Origin of the sequence: Streptomyces poriticola, from assembly GCF_036689765.1 — a bacterium.
GTDB lineage: Bacteria > Actinomycetota > Actinomycetes > Streptomycetales > Streptomycetaceae > Streptomyces > Streptomyces poriticola.
This window is the reverse complement of sequence record NZ_JBAGKH010000016.1, coordinates 33,721-60,475: the sequence shown is the minus strand read 5'-3', so window position 1 is coordinate 60,475 and position 26,755 is coordinate 33,721. Positions and strand designations below refer to the sequence as shown.

Below are 26,755 nucleotides of genomic sequence, written 5' to 3'. Positions count from 1 at the left end.
GTTGTCCGTTCGGCGACCCCGGGTGGGGACGTCCGCGGAGTCGGAACGTGATCACCCTGGTCGTGCAGTCGACTTGTGCGCCGACACTCCGCGGATGACGAGGTGTCGTGCCACCTGCGGAGTTGCGCAGTTCTACCATGAGGTTCACGAAAATTTGAGTGACGCGAATCACATTACGGACCGTGACCTGCGATAAGGCCGGGGATCGCAATCGGACCGTTATCCGGGACGCAAAGTCCGTTCACCGGACACTAATTGGCTGTTCAAACAGTCGTGAGCGTATCGACGGCCCCGGGTCGGGCCGGCGCCCCCCGCCGTTCGCCCCCGGGTCTGCCGTGCCCCGTACCGTCCCGGCCGCCGCCGGGACGGTGGAGCCGCGCGGTGCTCGGGGAGGTGACAATAATGTGTGTCACACAGTAATGTGTAAGTCGTGTCCGTAGAAGAACTCGCCCTGAGCCAGGCGCAGGAGCTGCGCCGCGGGACCGTGGTGCTCGCCTGTCTCGCGCTGCTCCGGCAACCGCAGTACGGCTATGCGCTCCTGGAGACGCTCAACGGCGCGGGGGTCACCGTCGACGGCAACACGCTCTACCCACTGCTGCGGCGCCTGGAGAAGCAGGGGCTGCTCACCAGCGAGTGGAACACCGACGAGTCCCGGCCGCGCAAGTTCTACCGCACCAGCCCCGACGGCGACCGCGTCCGCGCGGGCCTGGTGCGCGAATGGCAGGACCTCGTCGCCTCGATCTCACGACTGACCAAGGAGACCGCATGAGTACGGGGGTGCTCACGGAGCGCTATGTCCACGAGGTCGTCCGGCGGCTGCCGGCCGACCAGCGGGACGACATCGCCGAAGAGCTCCGCGCCACCATCGCCGACACCATCGAGGGCCGCGGCGCCGACGACCCCGGGCGGGCCGAGCGGGAGGTGCTCAGCGAGCTGGGCGACCCGGTGCGGTACGCGGCCCGGTACACCGAGCGGCCGCTCGCCCTGATCGGCCCCGACCTGTACCCCGCGTACATACGGGTACTGGTCACCCTGCTGACCACGGTGCTGCCCGCCCTCACCCTCGCCCTGACGCTGCTGGAGGTCGCCGACAGCGACGACCTCGGCGCCGCCCTGCGGGTCGGCGTCGGCACCCTGATCGGCGTCGGCGCCCAGCTGGTCGCCGCGACCACGCTGGTGTTCGCCGTGACGGAGCGGGTCCGCCACCGCCGCGGCACCGCCGGAGCGGCCCGCTGGACGCCCGACGAACTGCCGGACCTCCGGGAGCCCGACCGGGGCGGCGTCGCGGCACTGGCGGCGGTGGCCTGGGACGTCCTGCTGTTCGCGCTGATCCTCTGGCAGCACACCGCCGAGCCCTACTGGGCCGACGGCGCCGCCGCAGGGGACGGCAAGCACCTGGAGGTGCTGAACCCTGCCCTGTGGTCGGGCTGGATCTGGCCGGTGCTGGCCGGGCTCGTCGCACTCGCCGCGACCGGGATCGCCCGGGTGGCCGGACGCGGCTGGACCCTCCGGCTGGCCGGCTGGCACGCCGCCGCCCAGGCACTGTTCACCCTGCCGCTGGCCTGGGTGCTGTACCGGCAGGAGCTGTTCAACCCGGAGTTCCTCGCCGACGCCACGACCCTCTGGGAGTCCCCTGGGCCCGTCTACACCGGGGCGGCGGTCATCGTCCTCGCCATCGGCGCCAGTTCCGTGGTGAAGGCCTTCCGCACCGCGCGCGGCTGACCTTCGCGGAGCAACCCCGAAGGGGGGGCTGTCCGGCCCGGCCGGACAGCCTCCCTTCGCCCTCTCCGTCATGCCGTCGCCAGCGACTCGCGGATCCGGTTGCGGTCGATCTTGCCGGTCGAGGTCCGCGGCAGCGGCTCCGACACCGTCTCGAACACGCTCGGCACGGCCGCCCGCGCCGCCCGCTCCGCGCAGTACCGACGCAGCGCCAGGACCCCCGCCCCGCCCGGCTCGGTCAGCCGCAGCCGCGCGTGCAGCCGGTGCCCGGCCACCGGATCCGGCAGCGCCACCACCGCCACCTCGGCCACCGCCGGATGCTCCAGCAGGATGCTCTCCACCTGCTGGGTGCTGACCTGTGTGCCGCGCACCTTGACCAGGTGGTCGGTCCGCCCGAGCACGCTCAGCGAGCCGTCATCGTCCCGCCGGACCACGTCGCCGCTGCGGTAGTACACCCGCCCGGGAACGCCGTCGGGATGCGGACCGAACCTCCCGCCGTCCGGCACATTGACGTAACCCGCCGTCTGGAACGGGGTGCTGACCAGCAGCTCGCCCTGGCCGGGACCGGTCAGCGCACGCCCGTCCGCACCGGCGATCAGCCAGTCCACGCCGGGCAGCGGGCTGCCGATCGGCAGCGGCGCCGGCACCGGCCGGGTGCGGTCCACCTCGTACAGGAAGCTGTTGTTGGTCTCCGTGCAGCCGTAGTTGTTGAACCAGCGGGCGTCCGGGAACACCGGCGGCAGTCCCGCCAGCACCCGGGCCGGCATCGCCTCGCCCGCGAAGACCAGATACTCCGGCGTGGTCAGCGGCCCCGCCTCGGCCGCACCCCGGGCGAGCAGCTCGAACAGCAGCGGCACGCCCTGGACCAGCGTCACCCGGTGCTCGGCGACCAGCCCGTGCAGATAGCCCGCCGAGGTGCCCCGCTCGGGGTCCGCCAGCACCACCGTGCCGCCGGACGCCAGGGTGCTCCACACATCGAGCAGACACAGGTCGAAGTTGAACGGCGCGTAGTTGAGGACCCGGGTGCCCGGGGCGAGGGCGAAGGTCCCGGCCGCCCACTCCGTGAACCGCGCCACCGCACCCTGCGACAGCGGCACGATCTTGGGCAGCCCGGTGGAGCCGGAGGTGGTCAGCAGGAACCCGGTGGCGTCCTCGGCCACCTCGGCCGGCGGGCGCGGCTCCGGACGGACCCCGGCGGCCGGTACCGAGGGCTCCACCACGACGTCCACCAGCGGGTCCTCGGCCAGACCGAGCACGACCGCGCACCCGGCCTGCCGGTACAGCTCCTTGAGCGGCAGGTCGGGCAGTTCGTGCGAGGGCAGCAGGAGACTGCGGCCCGCCATCAGACAGCCCAGCACCAGCGCCACCGTCTCCGGCGACTTGCGCACCCTGAGCCCCACCGGGCCGTCCGGACGCGGTGCCGCGGCCTCCACCTGGGCGCGGGCCCGGCCGGCCATCGCGTACAGCTCGCCGTAGGTGACCGCGCGGCCCTCCCAGAGGAGCGCGGCATCGGACGGCCGTTCCGCGGCGCGGGCGGCGAACGCGGCGGCCAGCGGCAGCGGGCGGGTCATGCGCGCCCCTCCCCGGCCGCCGCCCGCCGGGCCGCCGCCCGCCCGGCCGTGGCCCGGACGGCGCGTACGGTACGGAAGTTCCGCCCGGTCAGCTCCTCGTCGGGCAGGTCGACTCCGTGCGCGTCGGACAGCCAGGCCGCGATGTGCAGCACCCCGAGGCTGTCCACCACGGCGGTGGCGAGCAGGTCGTACTCCGGGTCCAGTTCGGCGGCGTCGACGCCGGGCAGGAAGCGCTCGGCCACGAAGGCGGCGATGTCCGCCTCGGAGGGGGCGGAGGGCAGCGCCGGCGCTGCGGGGGGATCGGCGGCCATGTCGGTGGGTCCTTTCCAGGGGGCTGGCATGCCGGGTGCCGCGGCCTCACACTTCGACGATCGTGCAGAACCAGTGCATGCCCGGGGAGGCGACGCCGGTGAGCGCCACCAGGTCCCCGAGGGCCAGTTCGCCGGCCTCGATGTGCCGCCAGAGGCAGACCAGCTGGTCGGCGGCGCCCATATGGCCCAGGGAGCGGGCCAGTTCGGCGTTGGTGCGCTCGAGCGGGATGCCGACGGCGTCGGCCACCGCGCGGAACGTCTGCTGGTTGTCGTTGAGATGGATCAGCCGGGTCAGCTCCGAGCGCTCCCGCCCCGCGCGGGCCAGGGCCTCGTCGACCACGTCGGAGAGCCGCCCGGTGATCTCCTTCATGAACGCCTGGAAGCGCTCCGGGTCCCGCCCGAAGTGCCGGTAGACGGAGGCCATCGGGCTGACGTCGTGCAGCCCGCGGCCCGGCGGCGGCAACGGCGCCGCGGCCCCGCCGTACTCGATGCGGAACAGGTCCGCGTACTCGGGGTTGGTGAACTGCGCCGAGGCCAGCCGGCGCAGCCGCGGATGGCCGCGGCGGAGCACGGCGGCGACGGCGCCGTCGCTGGCAACACAGCCGTTGAAGTCCATGCGGTTGCTGTGCGCCTCGCTCACCACGTTGACCAGTACCACCAGCACGGTGTCGGTGCCGGGTGAGAGGGCCATGGCGCCGGCGGCGTGGTCCAGCGCCGGCGACCAGGCGGCGCACGCCTGGGTGAAGAGCACGGTGGGCGTGCCGTGCGCGCCCAGCGCCCGGGCCACCGCCGCCGAGGGGTCCCAGCCCAGGTAGTCCGGGACGTCCGAGTTGCCGACGACGATCAGATCGAGGTCCGCCGCGGCGAGATCGGCGCTCTCCAGCGCCTCCCGGGCGGCCTCGGCCGCCAAGTCGGTGGCGGTGACCCCGGGCGTGGCGCGGTGGTAGGTGTCGTAGCCGAGGGCCGTGACCGCCTCGGGGTCGGGCACATGGTCGGCGGCGGTCGCCGCCACCCCGTGCCGTTCGCCGAAGGCCATGCCGGTGGTGACGATGCCCAACTCCGCTGACGTGCCCATGTGCGGTCCCTTCACTGCTGGACGGTGGTTCGGCTCAGCCCGCCTCGCCCTTCGACGGGCGGGTGAGGACGGCGGCGTCGGACGGCGGTCCCTGGTGCGGGGGCTCCCGGTGCTCCACGTGCGGGCCGTCCGGCTCGGACGGAGGAGTGCCGTCCGGCGCCGGGAGCTCCTCGACCTCGGCCAACGGGGTGTCCAGCACGGTGAGCCGGCGCCGGGCCAGATGCAGGACGAGCGCCAGCACGGCCATGGCGGCGGCCAGGATCAGCACCGCCGGCTCCACGCCCAGCACGTCGGCGAGCACGCCCGCCACCAGCGGGCCGGTCCACTGCACCGCCTGGAAGCCGAACTGCCCGGTGGCGGCGACCCGGCCCAGATAGGCGTCCGGCACCAAGCGGACCTCGTAGGACTCGGTGACCACGTTCATCGGGACCATGCTGGTCATGCCGATCATCATCACCAGGCCGATCTGCCAGGGCCGGGGCACCACCGCGACGGCCGCGAAGGACGCCGTGAACAGCCAGGCGGACAGCAGAAGCACCCGGCGGGCGCCGATCCGCCGCATCAGCCAGGGTCCGGCGACGGCGCCGAGCACCCCGCCGGCGACCGCCATCGAGGTCACCACGCCGACCGTGGTCGGCCCGCCGCCCCGGTGCTGCACGATCACCACGAACAGCAGCATGAAGCCCTGGGCCACCGCATTGAGCACCGCGCCCCAGGCCAGCGTGAACACCAGGTAGTCGCTGCGCCTGATCATGCGCAGCCCGTCCTTGACGTCCGCGGCCAGACCGGGCCGGGACTCCTCGCCGCCCCGCCGGTCCGGGCCCAGCGGCCGGCGGATGAGCAGCGAGCCCAGCGTGATGAACAGGAACGAGACCGCGTCGAACAGGAACGGCACCCAGCGGGCCACCGAGTACAGCAGGCCGCCCAGCGGGGCGCCGAGCAGCTGGGCCAGCATGTCGCGGCCCATGCCCTGCGCGGTGGCGTCGGCGATCCGCTCCTTGGGCACGATCCGGCGCAGCACCGGCGAGGTGACTCCCGACCGCAGCCCGGCCGCGAGCCCGCTGACCAGTGCCAGCGCGTCCAGTCCCAGGACCGACGGGTCGCCCCGGTACACCAGCCAGGCGACGGCCCCCATCGACAGCGCCTCGACCAGCGCGGCCAGACACAGCAGCGCCCGGCGCGACACCCGGTCCGACAGGGCGCCGCCCAGCACCAGGGTGCCGAGCCGGCCCAGCATGTGCAGCACGGTGATGGTGCCGGCCTGTGCCGCCGATCCGGTCGCGTACAGCATGAGCAGCGGGAAGGCGAGCGTGGAGACGCTGGTGCCGAGCGCCGACAGGCCCTCACCGGACCACCAGACCAGGTAGTCCCGGTCCCGCCACAGCGACGGCGGCTTCCCGGCGGGGCCGGCCACGCCGGAGCCGGCCTGCCCGGCGCGCCCGGCCGGCTCGGTCCGCTCCGCCGGCTCGGCCGGTTCGTCCTGGCCGGGACGTGACCGCACCATCGTCGTCCGTCCCCCATCCGCTCACGCGCTCGCTGGTCCGGGCCGCTGCCGCGGATCCCGACCAGCATGCTGGTCGACGCGTCACGGGCCCGGCCAGGCAGCGCACCGGCAACTCCCGGGGCGGCAAGTTGCCGCCGCTGCCGCTCGGGTGGGGGCCGGTCAGATCCAGCCGCGCTTGGCCGCCTGGTACCCGGCCTCGAACCGGCTGGCCGCCCCGAGCCGGACGCACAGCTCGGCGACGATCCGGCGCACCGTGCGCAGCGAGACGCCGAGCCGCCGGCGGATGGCCTCGTCGTTCAGGCCCCGCGCCAGCAGCCGCAGCAGCTCCTTCTCCCGCGGGCTGAGCCCGTGTTCGTCCACGCCGGGACCGGCCGAGCCGAGCGGCACGGCGTCCTCCCAGATGCCCTCGAACAGGGAGGTGAGCGCCTCGACCGCACCGGGCGTGGTGACCTGGAGGACGCTGTGCCACGGGTCGGCGGGGTCGGCGGGCAGCAGCGCGTGGCAGCGGTCGACCAGGAGCAGGTGCACCGGCAGTGACGGCACCGTGCGCACCCTGCCGCCCGGTTCGCCCTTCCAGGCGGCGCGCAGGGCGGCGCGGGCGTCGCTGCGGATGCTGTCCGTGGTGACCACCCTGGCCTCCGTGCCGCAGGCCAGCACCTGGCCGTGCACCTGCTGGAGGGGTTCCAGCCAGCTCACCGAGGGCGAGCCGTCCGGCAGGAAGGCCAGCCACTCGCTGCCCGCCGCCCGGGACAGCCGGCACAGCCGGTCCGCGACGGCCGCGCGGCCGGTCACGTACTCGCAGCCGGGTTCCGCGCCGCCGGGCCGGGCCTCCGCGTACCGGTCGATGAGACCCATCACGGTGGCGCGGTCCTCCTCGAACTCCCGCAGCCGGTCCTCGATCCCGGTCATCTGCCGCAGCAGCAGGGCCTTGAGCGCCAGGCGGGGGTCGGCCAGCTCGCCCAGGCCCTCGCCGGAGGGCTGTAACAGGTCCAGTTTCGCGAGCTGTTCCAGCGCGAGCCGCACATCGTCGGCGCGGACGCCGAGGTGGTCGGCGAGTTCCTCGACTCCCCGGTGCCGTCCCGCGATGAGCTGCTTGTACACCGCGTCGGTGAGCCGGTCGAGCCCTAACCTCTGCAGCATGGAGTCACACCCCCGTGTCCCCGTAGCCTGTCACTCCTCGGACCGTCGGTCATCTTCACACGTTGCCCGCACACGTGCAGGAGCATCTGCGGTGCGGTCCGTGCGGACCGGCCGTCCTTCCCGTGGAGGAACGCTGTGATCGTCGATCTGGTTCCACCCGGCGTCGAGCTGTGCGAGGCGTACGGGGACCGCGGCCCCGAGGCCGCCATCAGTCTGTTCCCGGCCGAACAGGCCTTGCTGGAAGGAGTGTCGGGGGAGCGGCGGCGGGAGTTCACCACGGTACGGGGGTGTGCGCGCAGGGCGCTGGAGCGGCTGGAGATCCCTGCGGAGCCACTGGTTCCGGATGTATCGGGCGCTCCGCGGTGGCCGCGCGGAGCGGTCGGCAGTCTCACCCACTGCCCCGGCTACCGGGCGGCGCTGGTGGCGCGCGCCGGGGAGTTCGCCGGGCTCGGTCTGGACGCCGAGCCGGCCGAGCCGCTGCCCCCCGCCGTCGCCGCGCGGATCCTGCCGGACGCCGAGCGGCGGCGCCCCGGGATGCCCGCACTGCTGCGCGGGCATCCCGGGGTGCCGCCCGACCGGCTGGTGTTCTGCGCCAAGGAGGCCTCCTACAAGGCGTTCTCGCCCTGGCTGGGCCGACGCCACGGGTTCCGGGAGTTCGTGGTGCGGCCCCGCGCCGACGGCTGGTTCGACGGTGAGCTCCCGGAGGGTGCCGGAGCGTTCCGGGGGCGGTGGGCGCTGCGTTCCGGTTATGTTGTGGCGGCCGTCTGCCTGGCGGTCCGGGAATGGTCCGAACCAGCTGTTCCGGTCGGCTCCGGGTGGCAGCAAGCGGTCATATGACGCCTTCCTGTAAGGAGGGGAACTCCCTTTCGGTGTTTCGGTCGAGTAGGGTCCGGTCTTGGCCAAAACATGGACATGCCGGAGTTGACTCTGCGGGGACCTGGTCAACCGCTCCTGAGCTGGCCCACCGGCCGAAGAGGGGTGCGGCGCGCCACCGTGCGCGCAACTCGCGGGATGGGTGCACGTGGCCATGCGTGTTTCATTTCCAAGGGGGATTCTGTCAATGGCAATTCGTGCCGAGTTCGCTTCCTACGGCAGAATGGACGTTCACCACCTGCGTGAATTCCTGTTGAATCAGCGACGAATCACGGGGTGGACGCAGGAAGAGCTCGCGGAGCGTTCCGGTGTCAGTGTCCGCACGATCCGGAATCTGGAGACCGGCTCCAACACCAACCCGCGGCGCAGCTCCGTGGAACTGCTGCTGAGCGCCCTGGGCGGGGCCCCGGCGGCGCCCGCCGGCGCCACGGTCTGGGGCACCGGCGACTGGGCACTGATCCCGGCGCAGCGCACCGCGGCCGAGGAGGAGCGTACGGCACCCGCGCCGTGGCACGGGCCGCGTCCGCCCGGCGATCCGCTGGTGGGCCGCGAGGCCGACATGCGGCACATCCTCGCCTGCGCGCAGCGCAGCAGGCTGATCGTCCTCACCGGGCCCGGCGGGGTGGGCAAGACCAGGCTCGCCCTGGCGGCGGCCGCCCGGCTGCGTGCGCTGTTCCCGGACGGCGTCGCCGTCGCCGAACTGCACGACTGCACGCCGGAGCACATCGAGCCGGTCCGCGCCCGCGCCCAGCTCGTCCGCCTCACCGAGAACCTGACCGGCGAGCCCGGCGGGACCGGACGCCGGCTGCTGGTTCTGGACGGCGCCGAGCGCGTCGTACGGCAGACCGCGCGGCTGGCCCGGCAGCTCCTCGACGACCACCCCGGACTGCATCTGCTGGTCACCTCGCGCCGCGCGCTGGCCGCCGGAGCCGCCGAGAGCTGGGAGGTCCAACCGCTGTGCGCGGACGGCCCCGGGGACCGGGACACCGGACCGCCGAGTGCGGTGGAACTGCTGCTGCGGCGCGTCCGCTCCAGCCTGCCGACGCTGGACCTCGCCCCGCATCTGCCGCAGGTCACCTCGTTGTGCCGGCTGCTGGACGGCGTACCCCTGGCGATCGAGATCGCCGCGCAGCGGCTGCGGTCGCTGCCGATCGGCTCACTGCTGCGCGAGGAGACCCTCTTCCCGCTCCTCGACCAGGTCGACGCCGGTGCGCTCAGCGCCCACCGCACCCTGTCCGACAGCGTGCGCTGGAGCTACGACCTGCTGCCCGCGGCCCACCGTGGGCTGCTGCACGACCTGGTCGCCCTGCCGGACCGGTTCGGACTCGACGACGTCCTCGCCGCCCGCCGCCGGGCCACCTCCCCCGAGCCCGCCGGCCAGGCGCCCCAGGTCGCCCACCTGCTCGCCGAACTCGCCGACGCGTCCCTGGTCCAGACGCTGCGTCAGGACCAGTACCAGTACCGCGTCCACGCCCTGGTCCGGCATGTCGTGGCCGGCACTCGGCAGCAGACCGCCGCCCCGGGCCGGCAGACGGACGAGCACCACACCCACCCGCTGACCGCCCCCGCGGGCGCGGCCCACCCGGCCGCCTGACCGGACGCCCGTTCCGGCGGCGGGCACGCATCCCGCCCGGCCGGAAGCGCACGGAGACGTCCCCGCGGGGACACCGACCTCGGCACTGCTGCGCCGGCGACCGCAGCACCTGGGCGGGCGCGGGGACCCTCGCACCCCGGGGCGAGGCGGTTGGACTCGCCCGGCGGTGTGCTGCCGCAGGGCGGGGTTCCGGCCGCCAGTCGTCCGGGACGCAGTGCCGGGGCTCGTCGCGTCCCAGGGTGAGGCGGTGGAGCTGCGCCGGGCGGGGTGCGGTCCGTGGGTCGTCCGGGAGAGGTTGCCGGGGTGGGCGCTGGGGTGGTCGGGCTCCCGGGGTGGAGTGGTGTGCTCGGTCGGTGGTGCGTTGCGGCAGGGCGGGTGCGGGCCGTGGGTCGTCCGGGAGGAACTGCCGTGGACGGGCCCCGGGCCGCCTCGCGCTGCAGGGAAGGCGGCGGCGCTCCGGCGGCGTGCGTCGCCGGAGGGCGGGGCCCCGCCCTCCGGCCGTCGGGAAGCAGCCGACGGGCCCGGTGGACGGCCGCCGCGCACCACGGGGCGGCGGCCTGCGGCGGCGCGTCACGCGGGGTCACCGGGGGCGGCAGGCCGCCCGGACGGCGCGGAGCGAGAAGTGCTCCGGGCCGTCCACGCAGCCGAGCATCAGCTCCTCCACCGGCGCCGTCAGCGCCTCGTCCGGCTCCGTCGGCTGCCCCAGCCGGGACAGCAGCCGCTGAAGCACCAGCACCAGCCAGGCGGTACCGGCCGGCGCGGTGCGCTCGTGCTCGAAGGAGTACAGCCACGTGTACAGGCAGGAGGCCGCCGCGTGGTACAGGCAGTGCTCCGCGGCCCTGTCCTGCGCCTCGGCGGTGCCCGCGTCCAGGGTGCCCGCGGCGATCCGGGCGTAGAACGCGCCCCGCAGCACCGACAGCTGGTCGAGCACCTTGGTCAGCGCGCCCGCCTCTGCGGGCCGCAGCTCCCGCTCGGCGATCAGCCGTGCCCGCGCCACCGCCGGCTCCCAGCCGCGGGTGATCTCGTCCTCGGTGGCGTTGGTCAGCCGGAGTGCCCGGCCCGACGGCTGCCAGACCGGCGCCTCCCGCGTATCGTCGAACAGGTCCCGCAGCAGGGTGTTCCCGTCCTGCGCCGGGCGGTCGGCGACCCGCGCCACCGTGGGCAGCTGCGCCGCGATGCCGTGCAGGTTGACGTGCGTGGTGCCCTCGAAGATGCTCGCGATCGCGTGGTCGCGCTGCAGCTTCTGGAACACCCCGGAGGCGACGTCCTCGCGCAGATAGCTCCGTGCGCCCAGCACCCGGCCGGCCTCCGCCACGACCTCCTCGCCGAGCGTCGGCACCAGGTACTTCACCACCGACGACCACAGGCTCAGCCGGGACGGCGCCAGCGACAGCGAGCGGGTGACCGGCAGCGCGGTGCACTCGGCGATCAGCAGATCCAGATGGGCGCGGACCAGATGCCGGCGGATCACGGGGATCGCGTAGATCTCCCGCCCGTACAGCACCCGTTCGCGGGCGTGCCGCAGGGCGATCCGCAGCACCGAGTCCATGGTGCCCACCGACAGCGCGCCGATCGCGGTCCGGGTGATCTGCAGAACCTGCAGGATCCCGGCCAGACCGCCGCCCGGCCGGCCCAGCAGACAGCCGCCCGGCACCGGGGTGCGGTCGAAGGAGATGCCGCTGAGATCGTGGCCGCGCAGCCCCACCGTGCGCACGAACGCCCGGTTGTCCCAGCTGCCCTCGGCCAGCTCCGTCTTGTCCAGCAGCAGCAGGGACGAGCCGGTGCCCGCGACGTTCGCGTACACGGTGACGAACCGGCCCCGGGTGGCGTTGCCCACCGGCCACTTGTCGCCGGTCAGCAGATAGCCGTCGCCGTCCGGCACCGCGACCGTCTCGTTGGTGCCCAGGTCGCTGCCGTGCTCCGGCTCGGACACCGCGAAACACGCCAGGTCCCCGTCGAGCAGCCCCCGCGCGACCCGGTCCCGCTGCTCCTCGTCGCCCCACAGCCACACCGGGTTGACGCCCAGCAGGGCGGAGCCGAACATCACCGACACCGTCAGATTGCGCCGGGCCAGCACCCGCGTCAGCAGGAACAGCTGCTCCAGGTTGCGCAGCCCGCCGCCGAACGCCTCCGGGACCAGATACCGGGCGAACCCCCACGAGCGCAGCAGCTCCACCGCGCCCGGCGGCAGCGCGTCGCGTTCCTCGTGCCCGACCGTCTGCGCGAAGGCGAAGGGACCGCTCCCGGTGAACGGGTCACCGAGGAGCCGGTCCAGCCCGGCGGCGAGCGCATGGGACGGCCGGTCGACGTCCTGCCCGGTCATACCGGCGAGTCGCCGATGTCGTAGCGGGCGAGGAGCAGCTCGACCTCGTCGTCGGCGGGCAGCTGGGCGCGGCCCGCCGCCACCTCGGCCCCGACGAACCCGATGACGTCGCCGACCCGTTCCAGCTTCATCGCCTCCTCGGGGGTCAGCGACCGCAGCCCGTACAGGTCCTCCAGGTTGTAGCCGAGCTCGGCCAGCACCAGGGAGTGGAAGCCGAGATCGCCGATCAGCCGGTGCTCCGGCGTCACCTCGGGGAGCTTGCGCGGGGCGATCAGCCGGGTCATCCGTAGCACCACGGGGGCCACGGCCTCGGTGGCGCTTGCGGCAGGGGTGTGAGTCATGGCGCCGACGCTAGGGCGGCCCCCGCACCCGCCCCAGGTAACGATCCCGGCAAGCACTCGGCAACTCTCCCACCCGGCATATGCATTCCTTCCGCGGAAGCTGCCGCCGCGCTGCCTTGCCGCACCACCGCGACGACGATAAGGCTGTGCGCCATGAGCACATTCGACCCCGCGCCACCCGTCGTCCCCGCGGCACCCTGGATCATCGGCAGGCACGCCGCCGGGGTGCCCCGGTTCCGGCTGCTGTGCCTGCCGCACGCCGGCGGCAGCGCCACCTCGTTCACCGCCTGGCGGCCCCATCTGCCCGACGGGGTGGAAATCGCCCCGGTGGAACTGCCCGGCCGCGGCTCGCGCATCGACGAGCCGGTGCCGCACGCCCTGCCGCCCCTGGCCGACGACCTCCTGGACGGCGTACGCGGGGAACTGGACCTGCCGTACGCGGTGTTCGGGCACAGCTTCGGTGCGGTGCTCGGCTACGAACTGACCCGGCGCATCGAACGGCAGGACGGGCTGCGGGCCCCGTCCGCGCTGCTGGTGTCGGCGCACCGCGCCCCGCATCTGCCGCTGGCCCGGGACCCGCTGACCGGCAGCAGCGATCAGCAGCTCGCCGCCTGGCTGCACGGCCACGGCGGACTGCCCGAGCAGTTGCTGCACCACCCGGAGTTCCTGCGCGACCTGCTGCACGCGGTCCGTGCCGACCTCACGCTGGCCGAGGCCTATCTGCTGCCCGCACCGGCCCCGGTGGACTGCCCGCTGATCGTCCTCGCCGGAGCCGACGACGAGGTGGCCGCCCCGGCCAGGGTCGAGCCGTGGACCGCGTACTCGGCGGGGCCGCCCCGGATGCGCGTCCTGCCCGGCGGGCACTCCTACCCGCAGGCGCACCCGGAGGCGACGCTGACCGCCGTCACGGAGGAGCTGCGCCGCCTCGGCCTACTCGGCGCGGAGCGTGACGGGCAGGGCTGACAGCCCGCTGAGGAAGTTGGAGTAGACATAACCCGGCTCCCCGGCCGGCTCCGCCTCGGCCACCAGCTCCCGCAGGCTCTCCAGCAGCGCCGACAGCTCGGCACGGGCCAGGAACGCGCCCAGGCAGAAGTGCGGCCCGTGCGCGAACGACAGATGCCTGTTGGGCGTGCGGGACAGCACGAAGTCGTCCGGCCGGTCGAAGACCCGCTCGTCCCGGTTGGCCGAGGCCATCCACACCGTGACGATGTCGCCGGCCTCCACGAACCGGTCGCCGAGCAGCACGTCCTGCGCGGCGGTACGCCCGCTGTGCAGCGCCGGGGTGGTCCAGCGCAGCACCTCCTCCACGGCCGGAGCGGTCCCCACCGCGCCCGACTTCAGCGCCCGCCACTGCTCCGGCCGCGCCATCAGCGCGTGCAGCCCGCCCACCATCGCGAACCGGGTCGTCTCATGACCGCCCATGATGATGCTGTAGCAGTTGAAGACGATCTCCTCGTGGGTCAGCTCTCGCCCGTCGATCTCCCGGCTCACCAGCAGGCTGACCACGTCGTCGTACGGCTTCGCGCGGCGCTCGGCGGCCAGCTCCGAGAAGTACAGCAGCAGACCGTTGCGCGAGGACCAGGTGGCCTCCTCGGTGGGCACCCCGTCCGCGGACGACAGCGCCGAGGAGGTCAGCGAGATGATGTGCTCCCGGTCGGCGGCCGGCACGCCCAGCAGGTCGCAGATCGCGGCGAGCGGGATGTGCGCGGCGACGTCGGCGGCGAAGTCCACCGTGCCCCGCCGCACCGCGTCCGCCACCAGCTGCCGGGTGCCGCGCCGCACACTGTCCACCACGACCTGCAGCGACCGCGGCGAGAACGGCTTCAGCAGCGCACTGCGCAGCGCCTGGTGCGGGCGGCCGTCGGTGACCGCCAGCATCTTCCCGGCCGCCGAGTCGCCGCCCGCCAGCAGCGTGTCCAGCACATTGCCGTGCTCCGAGGTGAACGTGTCGTTGTCGGCCAGCACCGCGGCCGTGTCCGCGTGCCCGCTCACCACCCAGAAGCCGGGGCCGTGCGCCCCCTCCGGCTGCCAGTGCACGGGCGCCTCGTCGCGCAGCCGGCGCCACAGCGGGCCCAGATCGTGCCGGGCGTGCAGCAGCGGGTCGGCGAGGTCCACCTCGTCCAGGCCCGCCGGCTCCAGCACGGGCCGGTTCCTCATCGTCGTCATCGTCGGCTCTCCCCGCTCGACTCGTCACGCAGGTCCGGGCTCAGCACAGCGGCTCGGTCGGGCCGGGGAAGAACGCCGTCGTAGCCCCGGCCGTCTCGGCGCCGTCCACCGTGAACTGCTGGCCCGACACGAACGCCGCCCCCGGCGAGGCGAGGAAGTGGAACATCTCCGCGATCTCCGCGGGCCGCGCGTGCCGCCGGGCCGGGATCCGGGCGTTGACCTCCTCCAGCATCGCGTCGGTGTACTCGGCCCGCTGCATCGGTGTCAGCACCGCGCCCGGCGCCACACACGCCGTCCGGACCAGCGGGGCCAGCTCCACCGCGAAGGTCTGGCACAGCGAGGCCACGCCCGCCTTGCTGGCGTTGTAGTCGGCGTACAGCGGATAGCCGCGGGAGCCGTTGACGGACGCCGTGGCCAGCAGCACGCCCTCGCCGCGGCGCAGCATGTGCGGGACGGCGTGCCGCCACAGCGCCAGCACGCCCATCAGATTGACGTCCAGGGTCCGCCGGGCCTCGGCCTCGGTCAGCTCCAGGATGCCGTGCCGGACGCTGATCCCGGCGTTGGCGACGACCACGTCCAGCCGGCCCCGCTCGGCGGCCACCCGGTCCACGGCCTCCCGCACGGCGTCCCACTCGGCGACGTCCGTCCTCACCCAGTGGACCTCGCCGCCGCCGTCCCGGGCCCCGTCCGGGGTGCCGGTGGGCGGGGGCTGCACATCCAGGTTGACGACGTGGTCGCCGGCGCGGGCGAACCGCTCGGCGGTGGCGTGGCCGATGCCGCTGGACGCGCCGGACACGATGACGGTGCGCATGACGGTGCCTTTCAGACGATGACGCGGGGGTGGTCGAGGGCGTAGCCGCTGAAGTTGCGGCGCAGGTTGCGGCTGACGGTGAGCTTCTTCAGCCACCGGTCGGTGCCGTCGTAGCGGGCGGTGAAGGGCCTGCGGCCGTGCACCGCCCGGTAGTTGTCGACGATCAGCAGCGAGCCGGGGCCGACCGGGACGTCCTGCTGGACCCGGTGCAGCTCGGCCATCAGCCGGTCCAGCGCCGCCTCCGCCTCGGTGTCGCCGGGCAGTGCGTCCATGAACGGGCGGTCGATCCGCAGATACGGGCTCAGCCGGTCGCCGGAGAGCACGGCCGTCGGCACCGGCCGCTCGGCCATCACCCGCAGTCGGGGCAGCGCCGGATGGTCCGGCGCCGAGGCCTCCAGCTGCCGGATGTGCTCGGTGTCCGGGCGGATCCGGAACCGGTCCTCGGCGAGCACCGCCCGGTCGGCGTCGGCCAGCCGGACGTCGCGCACCGAGGCGACGATGGTGGGCACCGCATCGGGGTTGCGCAGCCCCATCAGCATCAGATAGTCGCAGCGGTTGGGGTGGAAGCCGTCCTCCGTGTGGAACTCCAGCAGGGTCTCGCTGCCGTGCCCGCTCTGCCGGTCCTCGTCCCCGCGGATCGGCAGGATGTTCTGGATGATGCGGCCCTCCTGCAGCGTCACCCAGCCGAACGGGTCGCCCAGCACCAGCCCGCACAGCGCCAGCCACACCTCCTGGTCCCGGGCCGTGCGTCCGTGGATCGCCTCCCGCCAGTGGCCCGGCGTCGGACCCAGCCCCGCCTCGTCCACCGGGAAGCCGTGCACCAGGCAGGCCGCGTGCCGCTCGCTGCGCCGGTACGACAGCAGGAACGTGCGCAGCCCGGCGGGCAGCAGCTCCTCGGCGGCCAGCGCACGGTCGTAGAACTCGGGCAGGCTCGGCGAGCCGTACACCTCGGCGAGCTTGGTCGCGGCGGTGCGCAGCTCGGCGATCTCGTCGGAGTCCAGGACGTACTCGGCCGGAATATCTGGAATGTCCGGTGTGTTCGGCCTGCCGGGTGCGTCGAGGGCGGGGGCGGCGTCCCGGCGGGACGCGTCGACAGTCGGGTTCATGGGTGCCATCTCGGTGTCCTCACCGGGTCGTGACCGCTCGGGTCGTCCGTCGTCCGGTCCTGTGCGGCCCGCGCCCTCGTGGTGCGGCCGGACCGCGCGGTGGTGCGCACTGGGCCGGCCGAGCAGGGTCCCGGCCGTGTCGCGGCCCAGTGGTTCGTGCGGGTGGTGCGGGTCGTGCGGATGGTGCAGGTCGTGTGGGTGGTGCGGGGGCGGTGGCTACTGCCAGTCCTGGGCGAACCGGTCCAGCTCGTCCGGGTCCAGCTCGATCAGCGGCTCGTCGTCCGGGGCCGTCGCCCCGGCGGGGGACGGCGGGGCGAGTTCCTTCACGGCCGCGGCGAGCGCGGCCACGGTCTTGTGCGTGAACACGTCCCGCGGGGCGACGTCCAGGCCGGCCTCGCGGGCCAGCGTGACCAGCTTGATCGAGACGATGGAGTCCCCGCCGAGGTCGAAGAAGCTGTCGTCGACACCGACCCGCTCCAGCCCGAGGGCCTCGGCGAACAGCGCGCACAGCCGCTCTTCGCCCGGCGTGCTCGGAGCCCGGGAGCCCGGCGCGGCGGAGAACTCCGGCGCGGGCAGCGCGCCCGGGTCCAGCTTGCCGCTGGCGGTGACCGGCAGCCGGTCCAGGACGACGACCGCCGCGGGCACCATGTGCTCGGGCAGTACGCCGGCCACCCGGGCCCGCAGCGCGGCCGGTTCCGGCCGGGCGCCGGCCACCGGGGCGGCGTACGCCACCAGCTGCCGGTGCCCCGGCCGGTCCTCCCGGACCACCACCACGGCCTGCGCCACCGCCGGGTCCCCGGCGAGCACCGCCTCGATCTCGCCCGGCTCGATCCGGAAACCGCGGACCTTGACCTGCTGGTCCGCCCGGCCCAGGAACTCCAGCTCGCCCCCGGCCGTACGGCGGGCCAGGTCGCCGGTGCGGTACATCCGCGCCCCCGGCGGCCCGAACGGGTCGGCGACGAACCGCTCCGCGGTCAGCGCCGGGCGGCCCAGATAGCCGCGGGCCAGGCCCTCGCCGGCCACGTACAGCTCGCCCGGCGTGCCGGCCGGCACCGGCTGGAGCGCGCCGTCCAGCAGATACACGCGGGCCCCGGCGACCGGCCCGCCGAGCGGTGGCCGGACCCGGCCGTGCAGCGGGCGGCTCATCGTCGCCATGACGGTCGCCTCGGTCGGGCCGTACGCGTTGACCATGAGCCGGCCGGGTGACCAGCGCTCCACCAGGTCGGGCGGGCAGGCCTCGGCGCCGACCACCAGGGTGACGCCGGGGGGCAGCGCGTTCTCGGGCAGCACCGCCAGGGACGACGGCGGCAGCAGCAGCGCCGTCACCCGGTGCCGGGCCACCGTGGCCGCCAGCGCCGGGCCCGGCAGCAGCTCGTCAGCCGCCGCGGTGACCGCGCACGCCCCGGTCAGCAGGGCCGTGGCCAGCTCCCACACCGACGCGTCGAAGCTGGGGGAGGCGAACAGCAGCACCCGCTCGTCCGGGCGCAGTTCCAGCCCTGTGCGCTGCTGGGCGACGAGGGCCGCGACGCCCGTGTGGGGCACCTGGACGCCCTTGGGGCGGCCGGTCGACCCGGACGTGTAGATCACGTACGCGGTGTGCGCCGCCCGCAGCGGCGCCACCCGGTCGGCGTCGGTCAGATCGGCGCATGAGCGCCCGGCGTCGGTCGGATCGTCGCCGGAGTTCCTGGTGGCGTCGGCCTGGTCGGCACCGGAGCGGTCGGCGCGGGCCTCCCGGGCGCCGGACGGTGCGGTGTAGGAGTGATCGGAGCCGGGGTCCGGGTGGCCGGCGGTGACCGGCAGTTGCTCCAGGCACCGGGTCCGGGCCGCGCCCGCCGCAGCCAGCAGCTCAGTCGTGCCCGGTGCCGTCAGCACCAGGGCAGGTCGCGCGTCGCCGACGATGTGCCGCAGCCGCTCCGCCGGATAGCCCGGGTCCAGCGGCAGATAGGCGGCGCCCGCCTTGAGCACGGCCAGCACGGCGAGCACCGACTCCGCCGACCGCGGCAGCGCCACGCCCACGACGTCCTCGGGGCCGATCCCGTCCGCCACCAGCTCCCGTGCCAGCCGGTTCGCGTGCGCGTTCAGCTCGCCGTACGTCAGGGTCCGCGCGCCGTCGGACACGGCGGCGGCATCGGGGCGGGCCCGCACCTGCGCCTCGAACAGCGCCGGGAAGGTCGCCGCCGGTCCGCCGCGCACGGATCCGCCGTGCGCCGGTCCCTCGGCGGCCGCCAGCAGCTCCGCCCGCACACCGGCGCCGAGCAGGTCCAGCCGACCGAGTGGGACGGCGGGGCCGGCGACGAAGCCGTCCAGGACCGCCCGCACCCGGTCCAGCAGCACGGTACCGGCCTCGGCGGTGAACAGGTCGGCACGGTAGCTGAGTTCGAGGCTCAGCCGCTCGCCCGGCACCACCACCAGGTTCAGCGGGTAGTGCGAAGCACCCGGCGCCGGGTCCTCGTCCACCGTCATCCGCAGCCCCGGCACCTGCCGCTGCACCGCCTCGCCGTCGAAGGGTGCGCTGGCGAAGTCCACGACCGTGTCGAAGAGTTCGCCCAGGCCGAGAGCCCGCTGCACCTCGGTCAGCCCGAGATGCTGGTAGGGGCGCAGCCCGGCCTGCTGCTCCTGCACCGAGGCCAGCAGCGCACCGAACGGCCGGGCCGGGTCCAGACGTACCCGGACCGGGACGGTGTTCATCAGCAGGCCCACGATGTCCTCGGCGCCGGGCAGCTCCGGCGGGCGGGCGGCGGTGGTGGCGCCGAACACCACGTCGGCGCGGCCCAGCAGCCGGCCCAGGACCACCGCCCAGGCGCCCTGCACCACGGTGTTGAGGGTCAGCCCGGCCCGGCGGGCGGCGGCGGCCAGCCCGGCCGTGCGCTCCGCGTCGACGGTGTGCGTCACCAGGTGGGGCACCGCGGCCGTCGCGGCCTCCGCGTCCGGGGCGACCAGCGTGGGCTCCTCGAAGCCGGCCAGCGCCTCCGCCCAGGCGGCTGCAGCCGCCCCCTGGTCCTGCGCCGCGAGCCAGCGGCTGAAGTCGGTGAACTGCGCGGGCTCCGGGGCCGGATGTGTGCCGCCACGGGCGTAGGCGGCGAACAGGTCGCGGAAGAACAGCGGCAGCGACCAGCCGTCCAGCAGCCCGTGGTGGTGCGAGACCACCAGCAGATGGTCGTCGTCGGCGAACCGCACCAGGGTGACCCTCAGCAGCGGCGGCTCGGCCAGGTCGAAGCGCCGCACCCGCTCGTCGGCCAGCAGTTCGGCGACCCGGGCCCGGCGTTCCTCCTCGCCGGCGCCGCTCAGGTCCACCTCGCGCCACGGCACCCGCACGTCCTCGTGGACCAGTTGCACCAGCCGCCCCGAACCGAGCAGCCGGAAGGAGACCCGCAGCGCGGTGTGCCGGGCCACGACCGCCTCGCACGCCGTCCGCAGCACCGCGGGGGCGAGCGTGCCGGCGAGCCGTACGGGCGCCTGCGCGGTGTACACGTCGACGCCGTCGGCGGCCAGCATCGCGTGGAAGTGCATGCCCTGCTGCAGCGGCGTCGGCGGCAGCACCTCGCCGAACGGGCGCTCCAGCGCGTCCAGTTCCGCCCGCTCGGCGTCGGTGAGCACGATCGGCGGCCCCGCCGGTACGGCCGCCGCCGGTTCCTGCGCCCCGGCCTCCCGGGCCGCCTCGGCCAGCCGGGCCACGGTCCGGTGCGAAAACACGTCCCGGGCGCCCACCGCGAGCCCGGCCCGGTGGGCGCGGGCGGCCAGCTGCATCGCGGTGATCGAGTCGCCGCCGAGGTCGAAGAAGCAGTCGTCGACGCCGACCCGCTCCCGGCCCAGCACCTCGGCGAACACGTCGTGCAGCAGCCGCTCCCGCTCGGTGGACGGCGCCCGGTAGGCGCTCGCCGCCTCGAACCGCGGTGCGGGCAGCGCCCGCCGGTCCACCTTGCCGTTGCCGGTGAGCGGGAACGCGTCCACGGCCATCACCAGTGCCGGGACCATGTACGCGGGCAGGCGCTCGGCGACGGCCGCGCGCAGCGCCCCGGGGTCGGGTGCGGCGCCCGGCACGGGCCGTACGTAGCCCACGACCCGGCGCACACCGCCCGTGTCGGCGGAGACCGCAGCCACCGCCTGGGCGACCGAGGCATCGGCCGCCAGCGCTGCCTCGATCTCGCCGAGCTCCACGCGGTGCCCGCGGATCTTCACCTGGAAGTCCGACCGGCCGCAGTACTCCACCACCCCGTCCGGCCGGCGGCGCCCCAGATCGCCGGTGCGGTACATCCGCGCTCCGGGCGGCCCGAGCAGATCGGCGACGAACCGCTCGGCGGTCGGTGCCGGGCGGCCCAGATAGCCCCGGGCCACCCCGTCACCGGCAATGTACAGCTCGCCCACCACACCGTCCGGGACCGGCCGCAGGAAGCCGTCCAGGACGTAGACGCGGGTGTTGTCGGAGGGCGTGCCGATGGCGGGGCCGGACGCGGCGCCGCCGTGCCACAGCATGGCGTCCACCGTGCACTCGGCCGGGCCGTACAGGTTGTAGACGGACAGACCCGGCATCTCGTGCAGCGCCTGCCAGAGGTCCGCGCCGACCTCCTCCCCGCCGAGCGCCAGGACCCGCACCCGGTCCTCGCCGACCGGCTCGAACATGCCCGCCGCCAGCAGCTGTCGGGCCACCGACGGAGTGGTGTCGACGACGTCGACGGCCTCGCGGGCGGCGAGGTCGGCCAGCGCCACCGCGTCCCTGCGGACGTCGTCGTCGACCAGCAGCAGCTCGTGGCCGCCGACCATCCACAGCAGCTGGCTCCAGGAGGCGTCGAAGCCCAGCGAGTTGGTCAGCGCCGCGCGCAGCGGCCGGCCGCCCGCGCGCAGCCGCTCCGGTTCGAAGAAGTTCGCCCGGTGGCTGTGGAACATGTTGACCAGGTTGCGGTGCTCGACCGCGACGCCCTTCGGGCGGCCCGTGGAACCCGAGGTGTGGATCACGTACGCCAGATGCCCGGGCCGCAGCGGGGCGGTACGGTCGGCGTCGGTGAGGTCCGAGGCGTCGTCCGGCAGCACCGCCCGGTCCGTGCACAGCGTCCGGCCGGGCAGCCGGGGTGCGGTCGCCGCGGTGGCCAGCACCAGCACCGGCGCCGCCTCCGCGCAGATCGCCGCGATCCGCTCGGCCGGGTGCGAGGTGTCGACCGGCAGATACCCGGCCCCGCACTTGAGCACCGCCAGGATCGCCGTCACCGCCTGAGCGGTGCGCGGCAGCGCCACACCGACCAGCCCGCCCGGACCGGCACCCTCGGCGGCCAGCAGCCGCGCCAGCCGGTTGGCCTCGGCGTTCAGCTCGGCGAACGTCAGGCGGCTGCTGCCGTCGCCCACGGCGACCGCGTCCGGGGTGGCCCGCACCTGCGCCTCGAACACCTCCGGCAGCGTCCGCGCCGGGTGCTGACCGGTGGTCCGCCCGGAGCCGGTGCGCAGGATCTCCTCGCGCTCCGCAGGGAAGCACAGCGGCAGCCGGCCCGCCGGCAGGTCGGGCCCCTCGGCGATGTCCCGCAGCAGCCCGCACAGCCGCCGCAGCACCCCGGCCGCGGCGTCCGCGGAGTACACGTCCTCGCGGTGGTTGAGCTCGAAGCGCAGCCGCTCGCCCGGGTGCACGGCCAGGCTCAGCGGATAGTGGGTGCCCTCGAAGGCGTCGTCGACGACGTCCCGCAGCAGCCGCACCCCGAGGCCCGGCACCTCCGCCCCGCGGACGGCGCCGTCGACGGGGACGTTCTCGAAGGCGACCGTGGTGTCGAACAGCTCCGGCACCCCCGCGGCACGGTGGATGTCGGCCAGGCCCAGGTACTCGTGCCGGGTCAGCGCCGACTGCTCGTCCTGGAGGCGGGCCAGCAGCGCGGCCACCGGCTCGGCCGGATCGATCCGCACTCGCGCGGGCACGGTGTTCATCATCAGGCCCACCATGCGCTCGCTGCCCCGAAGTTCCGGCGGGCGCCCGGCGACCGTGCTTCCGTGCACCACGTCCCGGCGGCCGGTCAGCACCGACAGCAGCAGCGCCCACGCGCCCTGGACCACCGTGTTCAGGGTGAGCCCGCGCGAGCGTGCGGTCGCCGTCAGCCGGGAGGTGTCCGCCTCGGACAGCTCCGCGACCGCACGCCGCTGGCCGCGCTCCGGCCCGCCGCCCTGCCCGGACGGCCCCGCGACCAGCGTCGGCCCGTCCAGCCCCGCCAGCGCCGACCGCCAGGCCCGCTCGGCCTCGTCGCGGTCCTGCGCCGCGAGCCAGCCCAGGTACTCCCCGAACGGCACCGCGGGTTCCAGCGCCGCCGCCGAGCCGCCGTCCCGGTAGACGCGGAACAGGTCGGCCAGCAGCAGCGGCAGCGACCAGCCGTCCAGCAGGATGTGATGGTTGGTCATCAGCAGCACGTGCCGGTCGGCCGCGAGCCGGATCAGGGTGAACCGCAGCAGCGGCGGCCGGGCCATGTCGAAGCGGCGCGCACGGTCCTCGCCCAGCAGCCCCGCCAGCCGCAGCCGCTGCTCGTCCGGGCCGAACCCGGACAGGTCGGCCTCCTCCCACGCGGGCTGCACCGACCGCGCCACGGCCTGCACGGCCTCGCCCGAGCGGCGCCGCAGGAACCCGGCGCGCAGACTCGGATGCCGGTCGGCCAGCGCCGCGGTGGCGCTGCGCAGCGCCACCGCGTCCAGCGTGCCGGTCAGCTCCAGCGGCGTCTGCACGGTGTAGAAGTCGACCGGCCGGGCGGTGCCGTCCGACGGGTCCGCTCCCGCCACCCCCTCGCCCTCGTCGAAGAGGGCGTGGAAGAGCATGCCCTGCTGCAAGGGCGTCAGCGGCAGCACCGCTTCCAGGGATGTCTGTCTCACAGTGTCGTCCCCCACTGGGCTTCGAGCTCGTCGAGTTCGTCCGCGTCGAGCCGCACCAGGCTCTCGGCGCGCGGCGCCGCGGTCCCGGGAGCGGCGTCCCGGACCACCCCGGCGAGCCGCGCGATGGTCTTGTGGCCGAAGATGTCCCTGGCGGTGAGCGCGAGGCCCGCACGGTGCGCCCGGGCCGCCAGCCGGGTGGCGGTGACCGAGTCGCCGCCGAGGTCGAAGAAGCTGTCGTCGACGCCGATCCGCTCCCGGCCCAGCACCTCGGCGAACACCGCGTGCAGCATCAGCTCCCGCTCGGTGGACGGCGCCCGGTAGGCGCTCGCCGTCTCGAACCGCGGCTCGGGCAGCGCCCGGACGTCCACCTTGCCGCCGGGGGTGCGCGGGAACGCCTCCAGCACCGTCACCGCCGCCGGGACCATGTACCCGGGCAGCCGCTCCCCGGCCAGCGCGCGCAGCGCCACCGGATCCGGCGGCGCCGCGGCGTCCCGGGCCGGCACGACGTACGCCACCAGCTGCCGCACGCCCGGCCGGGCCTCGCGGGCGACGACCACCGCCCCGCCGACGCCCGGCGCCCCGGTGAGCACGCCCTCCACCTCGCCGGGCTCGATCCGGAAGCCCCGCACCTTCACCTGGCCGTCGGCGCGGCCCAGGTAGGCCAGCGAGCCGTCGGTGTTCCAACGGGCCAGGTCGCCGGTGCGGTACATGCGGGTGCCGGGCGGGCCGAACGGGTCGGCGACGAAACGGTCCGCCGTGGTGCCGGGGCGGCCAAGATAGCCGCGGGCCAGCCCGTCGCCGCCGAGATACATCTCGCCGGGGACCCCGGGCGGCACCGGGCGCAGCGCGGCGTCCAGCAGCCGGACGCGGGTTCCGGGCACCGGGCGGCCCATCGGCGGCACGATCCGCCCGGACAGCGGGCCCGTCTGGGTGGCGATGACCGTCGACTCGGTCGGACCGTAGGCGTTGACCATGGTGCGGCCCGGCGACCAGCGGGCCACCAGCTCCGGTGCACACGCCTCGGCTCCCACCACCAGGTCGGTGCCCTCCGGCAGCGCCCCGGCCGGCAGGGCGGCCAGTACCGACGGGGCCAGCAGCAGACAGGTCACGCCCAGCTCCGCGACCAGCTCCGCCAGCGGCGGACCGGGCACCAGCCGCTCGGCCGGGGCGGCCACCGCGGCGGCCCCGGTGAGCAGCGCCGTCGTCAGCTCCCACACCGAGGCGTCGAAACTCGGCGAGGCGAACTGCAGCACCCGGGTGCCCGGCCGCAGCCCGAGCTGGTCCCGCTGGTGCCGCACCAGCGCCGCCAGACCGGTGTGCGTGACCACCACGCCCTTGGGGCGGCCGGTCGAGCCCGAGGTGTAGATGACGTACGCCGGGTGCCCGGTGCGCAGCGGCGCCCGGCGGTCGCGGTCGGCGGGGTCGGTGTCCGCAAGCCCGGCGACGGCCGCCTCGTCGTCCGCGTACAGCCGCGGCACGTCCGGGGCGAGCGTCGCGTCGTCCGCGTCGCGGGTGGTGAGGATCAGCAGCGGCCGGGTGTCCTCGAGCATCGCGGTCAGCCGGGCCCGCGGATAGCCGAGGTCGACCGGCAGATAGGCGGCCCCCGACTTCAGCACCGCCACCACGGCGGCGGTCGCCTCGGCGCCGCGCGGCCCCGCCACCGCCACCAGCCCCTCCGGGCCGGCACCGCGCGAGATCAGGGCCCGCGCCAGCCGGTTGGCGCGCGCGTTCAGCCCCGCGTAGTCCACCGGCCCGGCGGGGGAGAGCACCGCGAGGGCGTGCGGCGCGCGGCGCACCTGCTCCTCGAACAGCTCGGGGAAGGTCCGCGGCAGTACGCCGCCCAGGCCCTCGCCGGCGGCCAGCACCGTCACCCGCTCGCCCTCGGTCAGCACCTCCGTGCGGGCCAGCGGGCGGTCGCCCGGGACGGCCAGGAACCGGGCCAGGAAGGCGGTGAACCGGCGTCGGTGCAACTCCAGTTCGGCCGGCGAGTACCGCTGCGGATTGGCCTCGAACGCCACCCGTGCGCCGGTGCCGTCCGGCTCCGGGTGGCAGGTGATGTTCAGGTCCGTCACCGGCCCGCCGGACAGCGTGGTCAGCGTCGCCGTGCGGCCGGTGAACGCGGTCTCCGAACCCGCCGGCATGATGTTGACCAGCACGCCGTACACCTGCTCGCCGCCGCCCAGCAGCTTCAGGTCGCGGCGCAGTTCGTCGTACGGGTAGCGCTGGTGGGTGAGCAGCTCGCCGAGCCGTCGTGCCACCTGCCGTACCAGGGCGGTGCGGCCCTCCGCCGGGCGGACCGAGAGCCGCAGCGGCAGCGTGTTCGACAGCATGCCCGGTGCGTTCCTGGACCGGGCGTCCAGCCGCGCGGTGACCGGCACGCCCAGCGTCAGGTCCTCGGCCCCCGTCATCCCGTGCAGATAGGCGGCGACCGCCGCCAGCAGCGCCACCGTCCACGGTGCACGGGCGGCCCGCCCGGCCGAGTGCAGCGCCGCCAGCTCGGCCGCGGACAGCCGCGCCGACGCGGACAGCGCGCCCGGCGCCGCCCCCGTGGGCACACCCGGGGCGAGGCTCGCGGTCTCGGGCCGGTCGGCGAACCGGTCGTTCCAGTACCGTCGGTCCGCCGCGAACTCCTCCGAGGCGCGGTAACCGGCCTCCTCCGCCAGCAGGTCCCGCAGCGTGTCCAGCGGCGCGCCGCCCGGTTCGCCGCCGGCGGCCAGCGCCTCGTAGTGGGTGGCGATCCGGCGCGAGTGCAGCACCGATCCGAACGCGTCGGACAGTACGTGGTGGCTGCGCTGGTACCACAGGTGGTGGTGGTCGCCGACCCGCATCAGCACATGCGCGGACAGGGTGTCCGTCAGCGGGTCCAGCGCGGTGGTCCGGTCGCCGTCCACCAGCGCCCGTGCCACCGCGAACGGGTCCGGTTCACCGGTGAGATCGAGCTGCCGCCACGTGGAGCAGCCGGGCGCCACCGGCCGCTGGAACACCCCGTCCGGGCGCTCGGCGAACTCCACGTCGAAGGTGCCGCTCTCCGCCTCCGCCCGGCGCACCGCCCGGCGCAGCAGCTCCCCGTCCAGCGGACCCCGGACCTCCATCACGGCCACCGTGTTCCAGGACGGGTTGCCGGGGTCGAGGGCCTGCGCGTGGAAGACGCCCCGCTGGGCCGCCGTCAGCGGAAGCAGGCCGGGATCGGCGGGCGGACCGCCGTCGCGTGAAGTCATCTGGTTCGTAACCGCTCTCGTGGGCGTGCGTACCGGGCAGAAGGCGGGAGCCGCCACTCCGCTCGATGCTGCACGGCGCCCAAGGGGGTCACCAGGCAACCGACCGGCAATCGCTGTTGCTGGTGGAACTGCCGCCGCGGGCGCCCGAGTTACCGGGCTCCTGCCTGGCGCC

At 74.9% G+C, this 26,755-nt stretch carries 17 protein-coding genes; 5 read left to right on the top strand and 12 right to left on the bottom strand.

All coding sequences use genetic code 11. From position 1 onward, the window contains the following. The first annotated feature begins 430 nt into the window (after positions 1–430). Positions 431–769, top strand: coding sequence for a PadR family transcriptional regulator (locus V5O46_RS20180; protein ID WP_332886032.1), 339 nt, complete (start codon positions 431–433; stop codon positions 767–769). Beyond that, complete coding sequence (locus tag V5O46_RS20175) at positions 766–1,722, top strand: HAAS signaling domain-containing protein (RefSeq protein ID WP_332886031.1); 957 nt, start codon at positions 766–768, stop codon at positions 1,720–1,722. The genes V5O46_RS20180 and V5O46_RS20175 overlap by 4 nt, the downstream gene beginning before the upstream one ends. 68 nt (positions 1,723–1,790) lie before the next feature. On the opposite strand, the gene V5O46_RS20170 is transcribed toward V5O46_RS20175, so the two are convergent. From V5O46_RS20170 to V5O46_RS20150, 5 genes are all read right to left on the bottom strand, one after another. Continuing rightward, the gene (locus tag V5O46_RS20170) at positions 1,791–3,290 is read right to left on the bottom strand and encodes an AMP-binding protein (protein WP_332886030.1); all 1,500 of its coding nucleotides are present in this window, start codon (positions 3,288–3,290) and stop codon (positions 1,791–1,793) included. After that, positions 3,287–3,601 (bottom strand): acyl carrier protein, encoded by a 315-nt coding sequence (locus tag V5O46_RS20165; protein WP_332886029.1) that lies wholly within the window; start codon positions 3,599–3,601, stop codon positions 3,287–3,289. Before V5O46_RS20165 ends, V5O46_RS20170 begins: the two co-directional genes overlap by 4 nt. A gap of 46 nt (positions 3,602–3,647) precedes the next feature. Next, positions 3,648–4,676 (bottom strand): 3-oxoacyl-[acyl-carrier-protein] synthase III C-terminal domain-containing protein, encoded by a 1,029-nt coding sequence (locus V5O46_RS20160; RefSeq protein WP_332886028.1) that lies wholly within the window; start codon positions 4,674–4,676, stop codon positions 3,648–3,650. 34 nt (positions 4,677–4,710) lie between these two features. Next, complete coding sequence (locus V5O46_RS20155; RefSeq protein WP_332886027.1) at positions 4,711–6,180, bottom strand: MFS transporter; 1,470 nt, start codon at positions 6,178–6,180, stop codon at positions 4,711–4,713. Positions 6,181–6,339: 159 nt separating this feature from the next. After that, positions 6,340–7,320, bottom strand: coding sequence for a helix-turn-helix transcriptional regulator (locus tag V5O46_RS20150; protein WP_332886026.1), 981 nt, complete (start codon positions 7,318–7,320; stop codon positions 6,340–6,342). A 135-nt stretch (positions 7,321–7,455) separates the two neighbouring features. Between V5O46_RS20150 and V5O46_RS20145 the strand changes: the two genes are divergently transcribed. Both V5O46_RS20145 and V5O46_RS20140 read left to right on the top strand, forming a co-directional pair. Continuing rightward, the gene (locus V5O46_RS20145; protein ID WP_332886025.1) at positions 7,456–8,157 is read left to right on the top strand and encodes a 4'-phosphopantetheinyl transferase family protein; all 702 of its coding nucleotides are present in this window, start codon (positions 7,456–7,458) and stop codon (positions 8,155–8,157) included. A 289-nt stretch (positions 8,158–8,446) separates the two neighbouring features. Continuing rightward, on the top strand, positions 8,447–9,787 hold the full coding sequence (locus V5O46_RS20140) for a helix-turn-helix domain-containing protein (protein WP_332886024.1): 1,341 nt from the start codon (positions 8,447–8,449) through the stop codon (positions 9,785–9,787). Between the two features lie 580 nt (positions 9,788–10,367). Here the strand turns inward: V5O46_RS20140 and V5O46_RS20135 are convergent. Both V5O46_RS20135 and V5O46_RS20130 read right to left on the bottom strand, forming a co-directional pair. Next, positions 10,368–12,110: an acyl-CoA dehydrogenase family protein gene (locus V5O46_RS20135; protein WP_332886023.1), complete on the bottom strand. Its 1,743-nt coding sequence runs from the start codon at positions 12,108–12,110 to the stop codon at positions 10,368–10,370. Beyond that, positions 12,107–12,451, bottom strand: a complete 345-nt coding sequence (locus tag V5O46_RS20130; RefSeq protein WP_332886022.1) for an acyl carrier protein — start codon at positions 12,449–12,451, stop codon at positions 12,107–12,109. Before V5O46_RS20130 ends, V5O46_RS20135 begins: the two co-directional genes overlap by 4 nt. A gap of 153 nt (positions 12,452–12,604) precedes the next feature. Between V5O46_RS20130 and V5O46_RS20125 the strand changes: the two genes are divergently transcribed. Continuing rightward, positions 12,605–13,414: a thioesterase II family protein gene (locus tag V5O46_RS20125; RefSeq protein WP_332886021.1), complete on the top strand. Its 810-nt coding sequence runs from the start codon at positions 12,605–12,607 to the stop codon at positions 13,412–13,414. On the opposite strand, the gene V5O46_RS20120 is transcribed toward V5O46_RS20125, so the two are convergent. The 5 genes from V5O46_RS20120 to V5O46_RS20100 form a co-directional block, all read right to left on the bottom strand. Then, positions 13,382–14,617 carry a cytochrome P450 gene (locus V5O46_RS20120; protein WP_332886020.1) on the bottom strand — a complete coding sequence of 412 codons (1,236 nt, stop codon included), beginning with the start codon at positions 14,615–14,617 and terminating at the stop codon, positions 13,382–13,384. The genes V5O46_RS20125 and V5O46_RS20120 overlap by 33 nt on opposite strands. A 40-nt stretch (positions 14,618–14,657) precedes the next feature. Beyond that, positions 14,658–15,428 carry an SDR family NAD(P)-dependent oxidoreductase gene (locus V5O46_RS20115; RefSeq protein ID WP_332886019.1) on the bottom strand — a complete coding sequence of 257 codons (771 nt, stop codon included), beginning with the start codon at positions 15,426–15,428 and terminating at the stop codon, positions 14,658–14,660. 11 nt (positions 15,429–15,439) lie between these two features. Continuing rightward, positions 15,440–16,534, bottom strand: a complete 1,095-nt coding sequence (gntD, locus tag V5O46_RS20110) for a guanitoxin biosynthesis L-enduracididine beta-hydroxylase GntD (RefSeq protein WP_332886018.1) — start codon at positions 16,532–16,534, stop codon at positions 15,440–15,442. 216 nt (positions 16,535–16,750) lie between these two features. Beyond that, positions 16,751–23,365: an amino acid adenylation domain-containing protein gene (locus tag V5O46_RS20105; protein WP_332886017.1), complete on the bottom strand. Its 6,615-nt coding sequence runs from the start codon at positions 23,363–23,365 to the stop codon at positions 16,751–16,753. Further along, a complete protein-coding gene (locus V5O46_RS20100; protein ID WP_332886016.1) occupies positions 23,362–26,583 on the bottom strand; it encodes an amino acid adenylation domain-containing protein in 3,222 nt (1,073 codons plus the stop codon). Before V5O46_RS20100 ends, V5O46_RS20105 begins: the two co-directional genes overlap by 4 nt. Between the last annotated feature and the right edge of the window lie 172 nt (positions 26,584–26,755).

Bases quoted from the DNA above. Each gene is read 5' to 3' on its own strand.
- V5O46_RS20135 (WP_332886023.1), bottom strand. From the start codon at position 12,110: ATGACCGGGCAGGACGTCGACCGGCCGTCCCATGCGCTCGCCGCCGGG.
- V5O46_RS20165 (WP_332886029.1), bottom strand. From the start codon at position 3,601: ATGGCCGCCGATCCCCCCGCAGCGCCGGCGCTGCCCTCCGCCCCCTCC.
- V5O46_RS20150 (WP_332886026.1), bottom strand. From the start codon at position 7,320: ATGCTGCAGAGGTTAGGGCTCGACCGGCTCACCGACGCGGTGTACAAG.
- V5O46_RS20115 (WP_332886019.1), bottom strand. From the start codon at position 15,428: ATGCGCACCGTCATCGTGTCCGGCGCGTCCAGCGGCATCGGCCACGCC.
- V5O46_RS20120 (WP_332886020.1), bottom strand. From the start codon at position 14,617: ATGACGACGATGAGGAACCGGCCCGTGCTGGAGCCGGCGGGCCTGGAC.
- V5O46_RS20125 (WP_332886021.1), top strand. From the start codon at position 12,605: ATGAGCACATTCGACCCCGCGCCACCCGTCGTCCCCGCGGCACCCTGG.
- gntD (WP_332886018.1), bottom strand. From the start codon at position 16,534: ATGAACCCGACTGTCGACGCGTCCCGCCGGGACGCCGCCCCCGCCCTC.
- V5O46_RS20155 (WP_332886027.1), bottom strand. From the start codon at position 6,180: ATGGTGCGGTCACGTCCCGGCCAGGACGAACCGGCCGAGCCGGCGGAG.
- V5O46_RS20160 (WP_332886028.1), bottom strand. From the start codon at position 4,676: ATGGGCACGTCAGCGGAGTTGGGCATCGTCACCACCGGCATGGCCTTC.
- V5O46_RS20100 (WP_332886016.1), bottom strand. From the start codon at position 26,583: ATGACTTCACGCGACGGCGGTCCGCCCGCCGATCCCGGCCTGCTTCCG.
- V5O46_RS20170 (WP_332886030.1), bottom strand. From the start codon at position 3,290: ATGACCCGCCCGCTGCCGCTGGCCGCCGCGTTCGCCGCCCGCGCCGCG.
- V5O46_RS20130 (WP_332886022.1), bottom strand. From the start codon at position 12,451: ATGACTCACACCCCTGCCGCAAGCGCCACCGAGGCCGTGGCCCCCGTG.
- V5O46_RS20175 (WP_332886031.1), top strand. From the start codon at position 766: ATGAGTACGGGGGTGCTCACGGAGCGCTATGTCCACGAGGTCGTCCGG.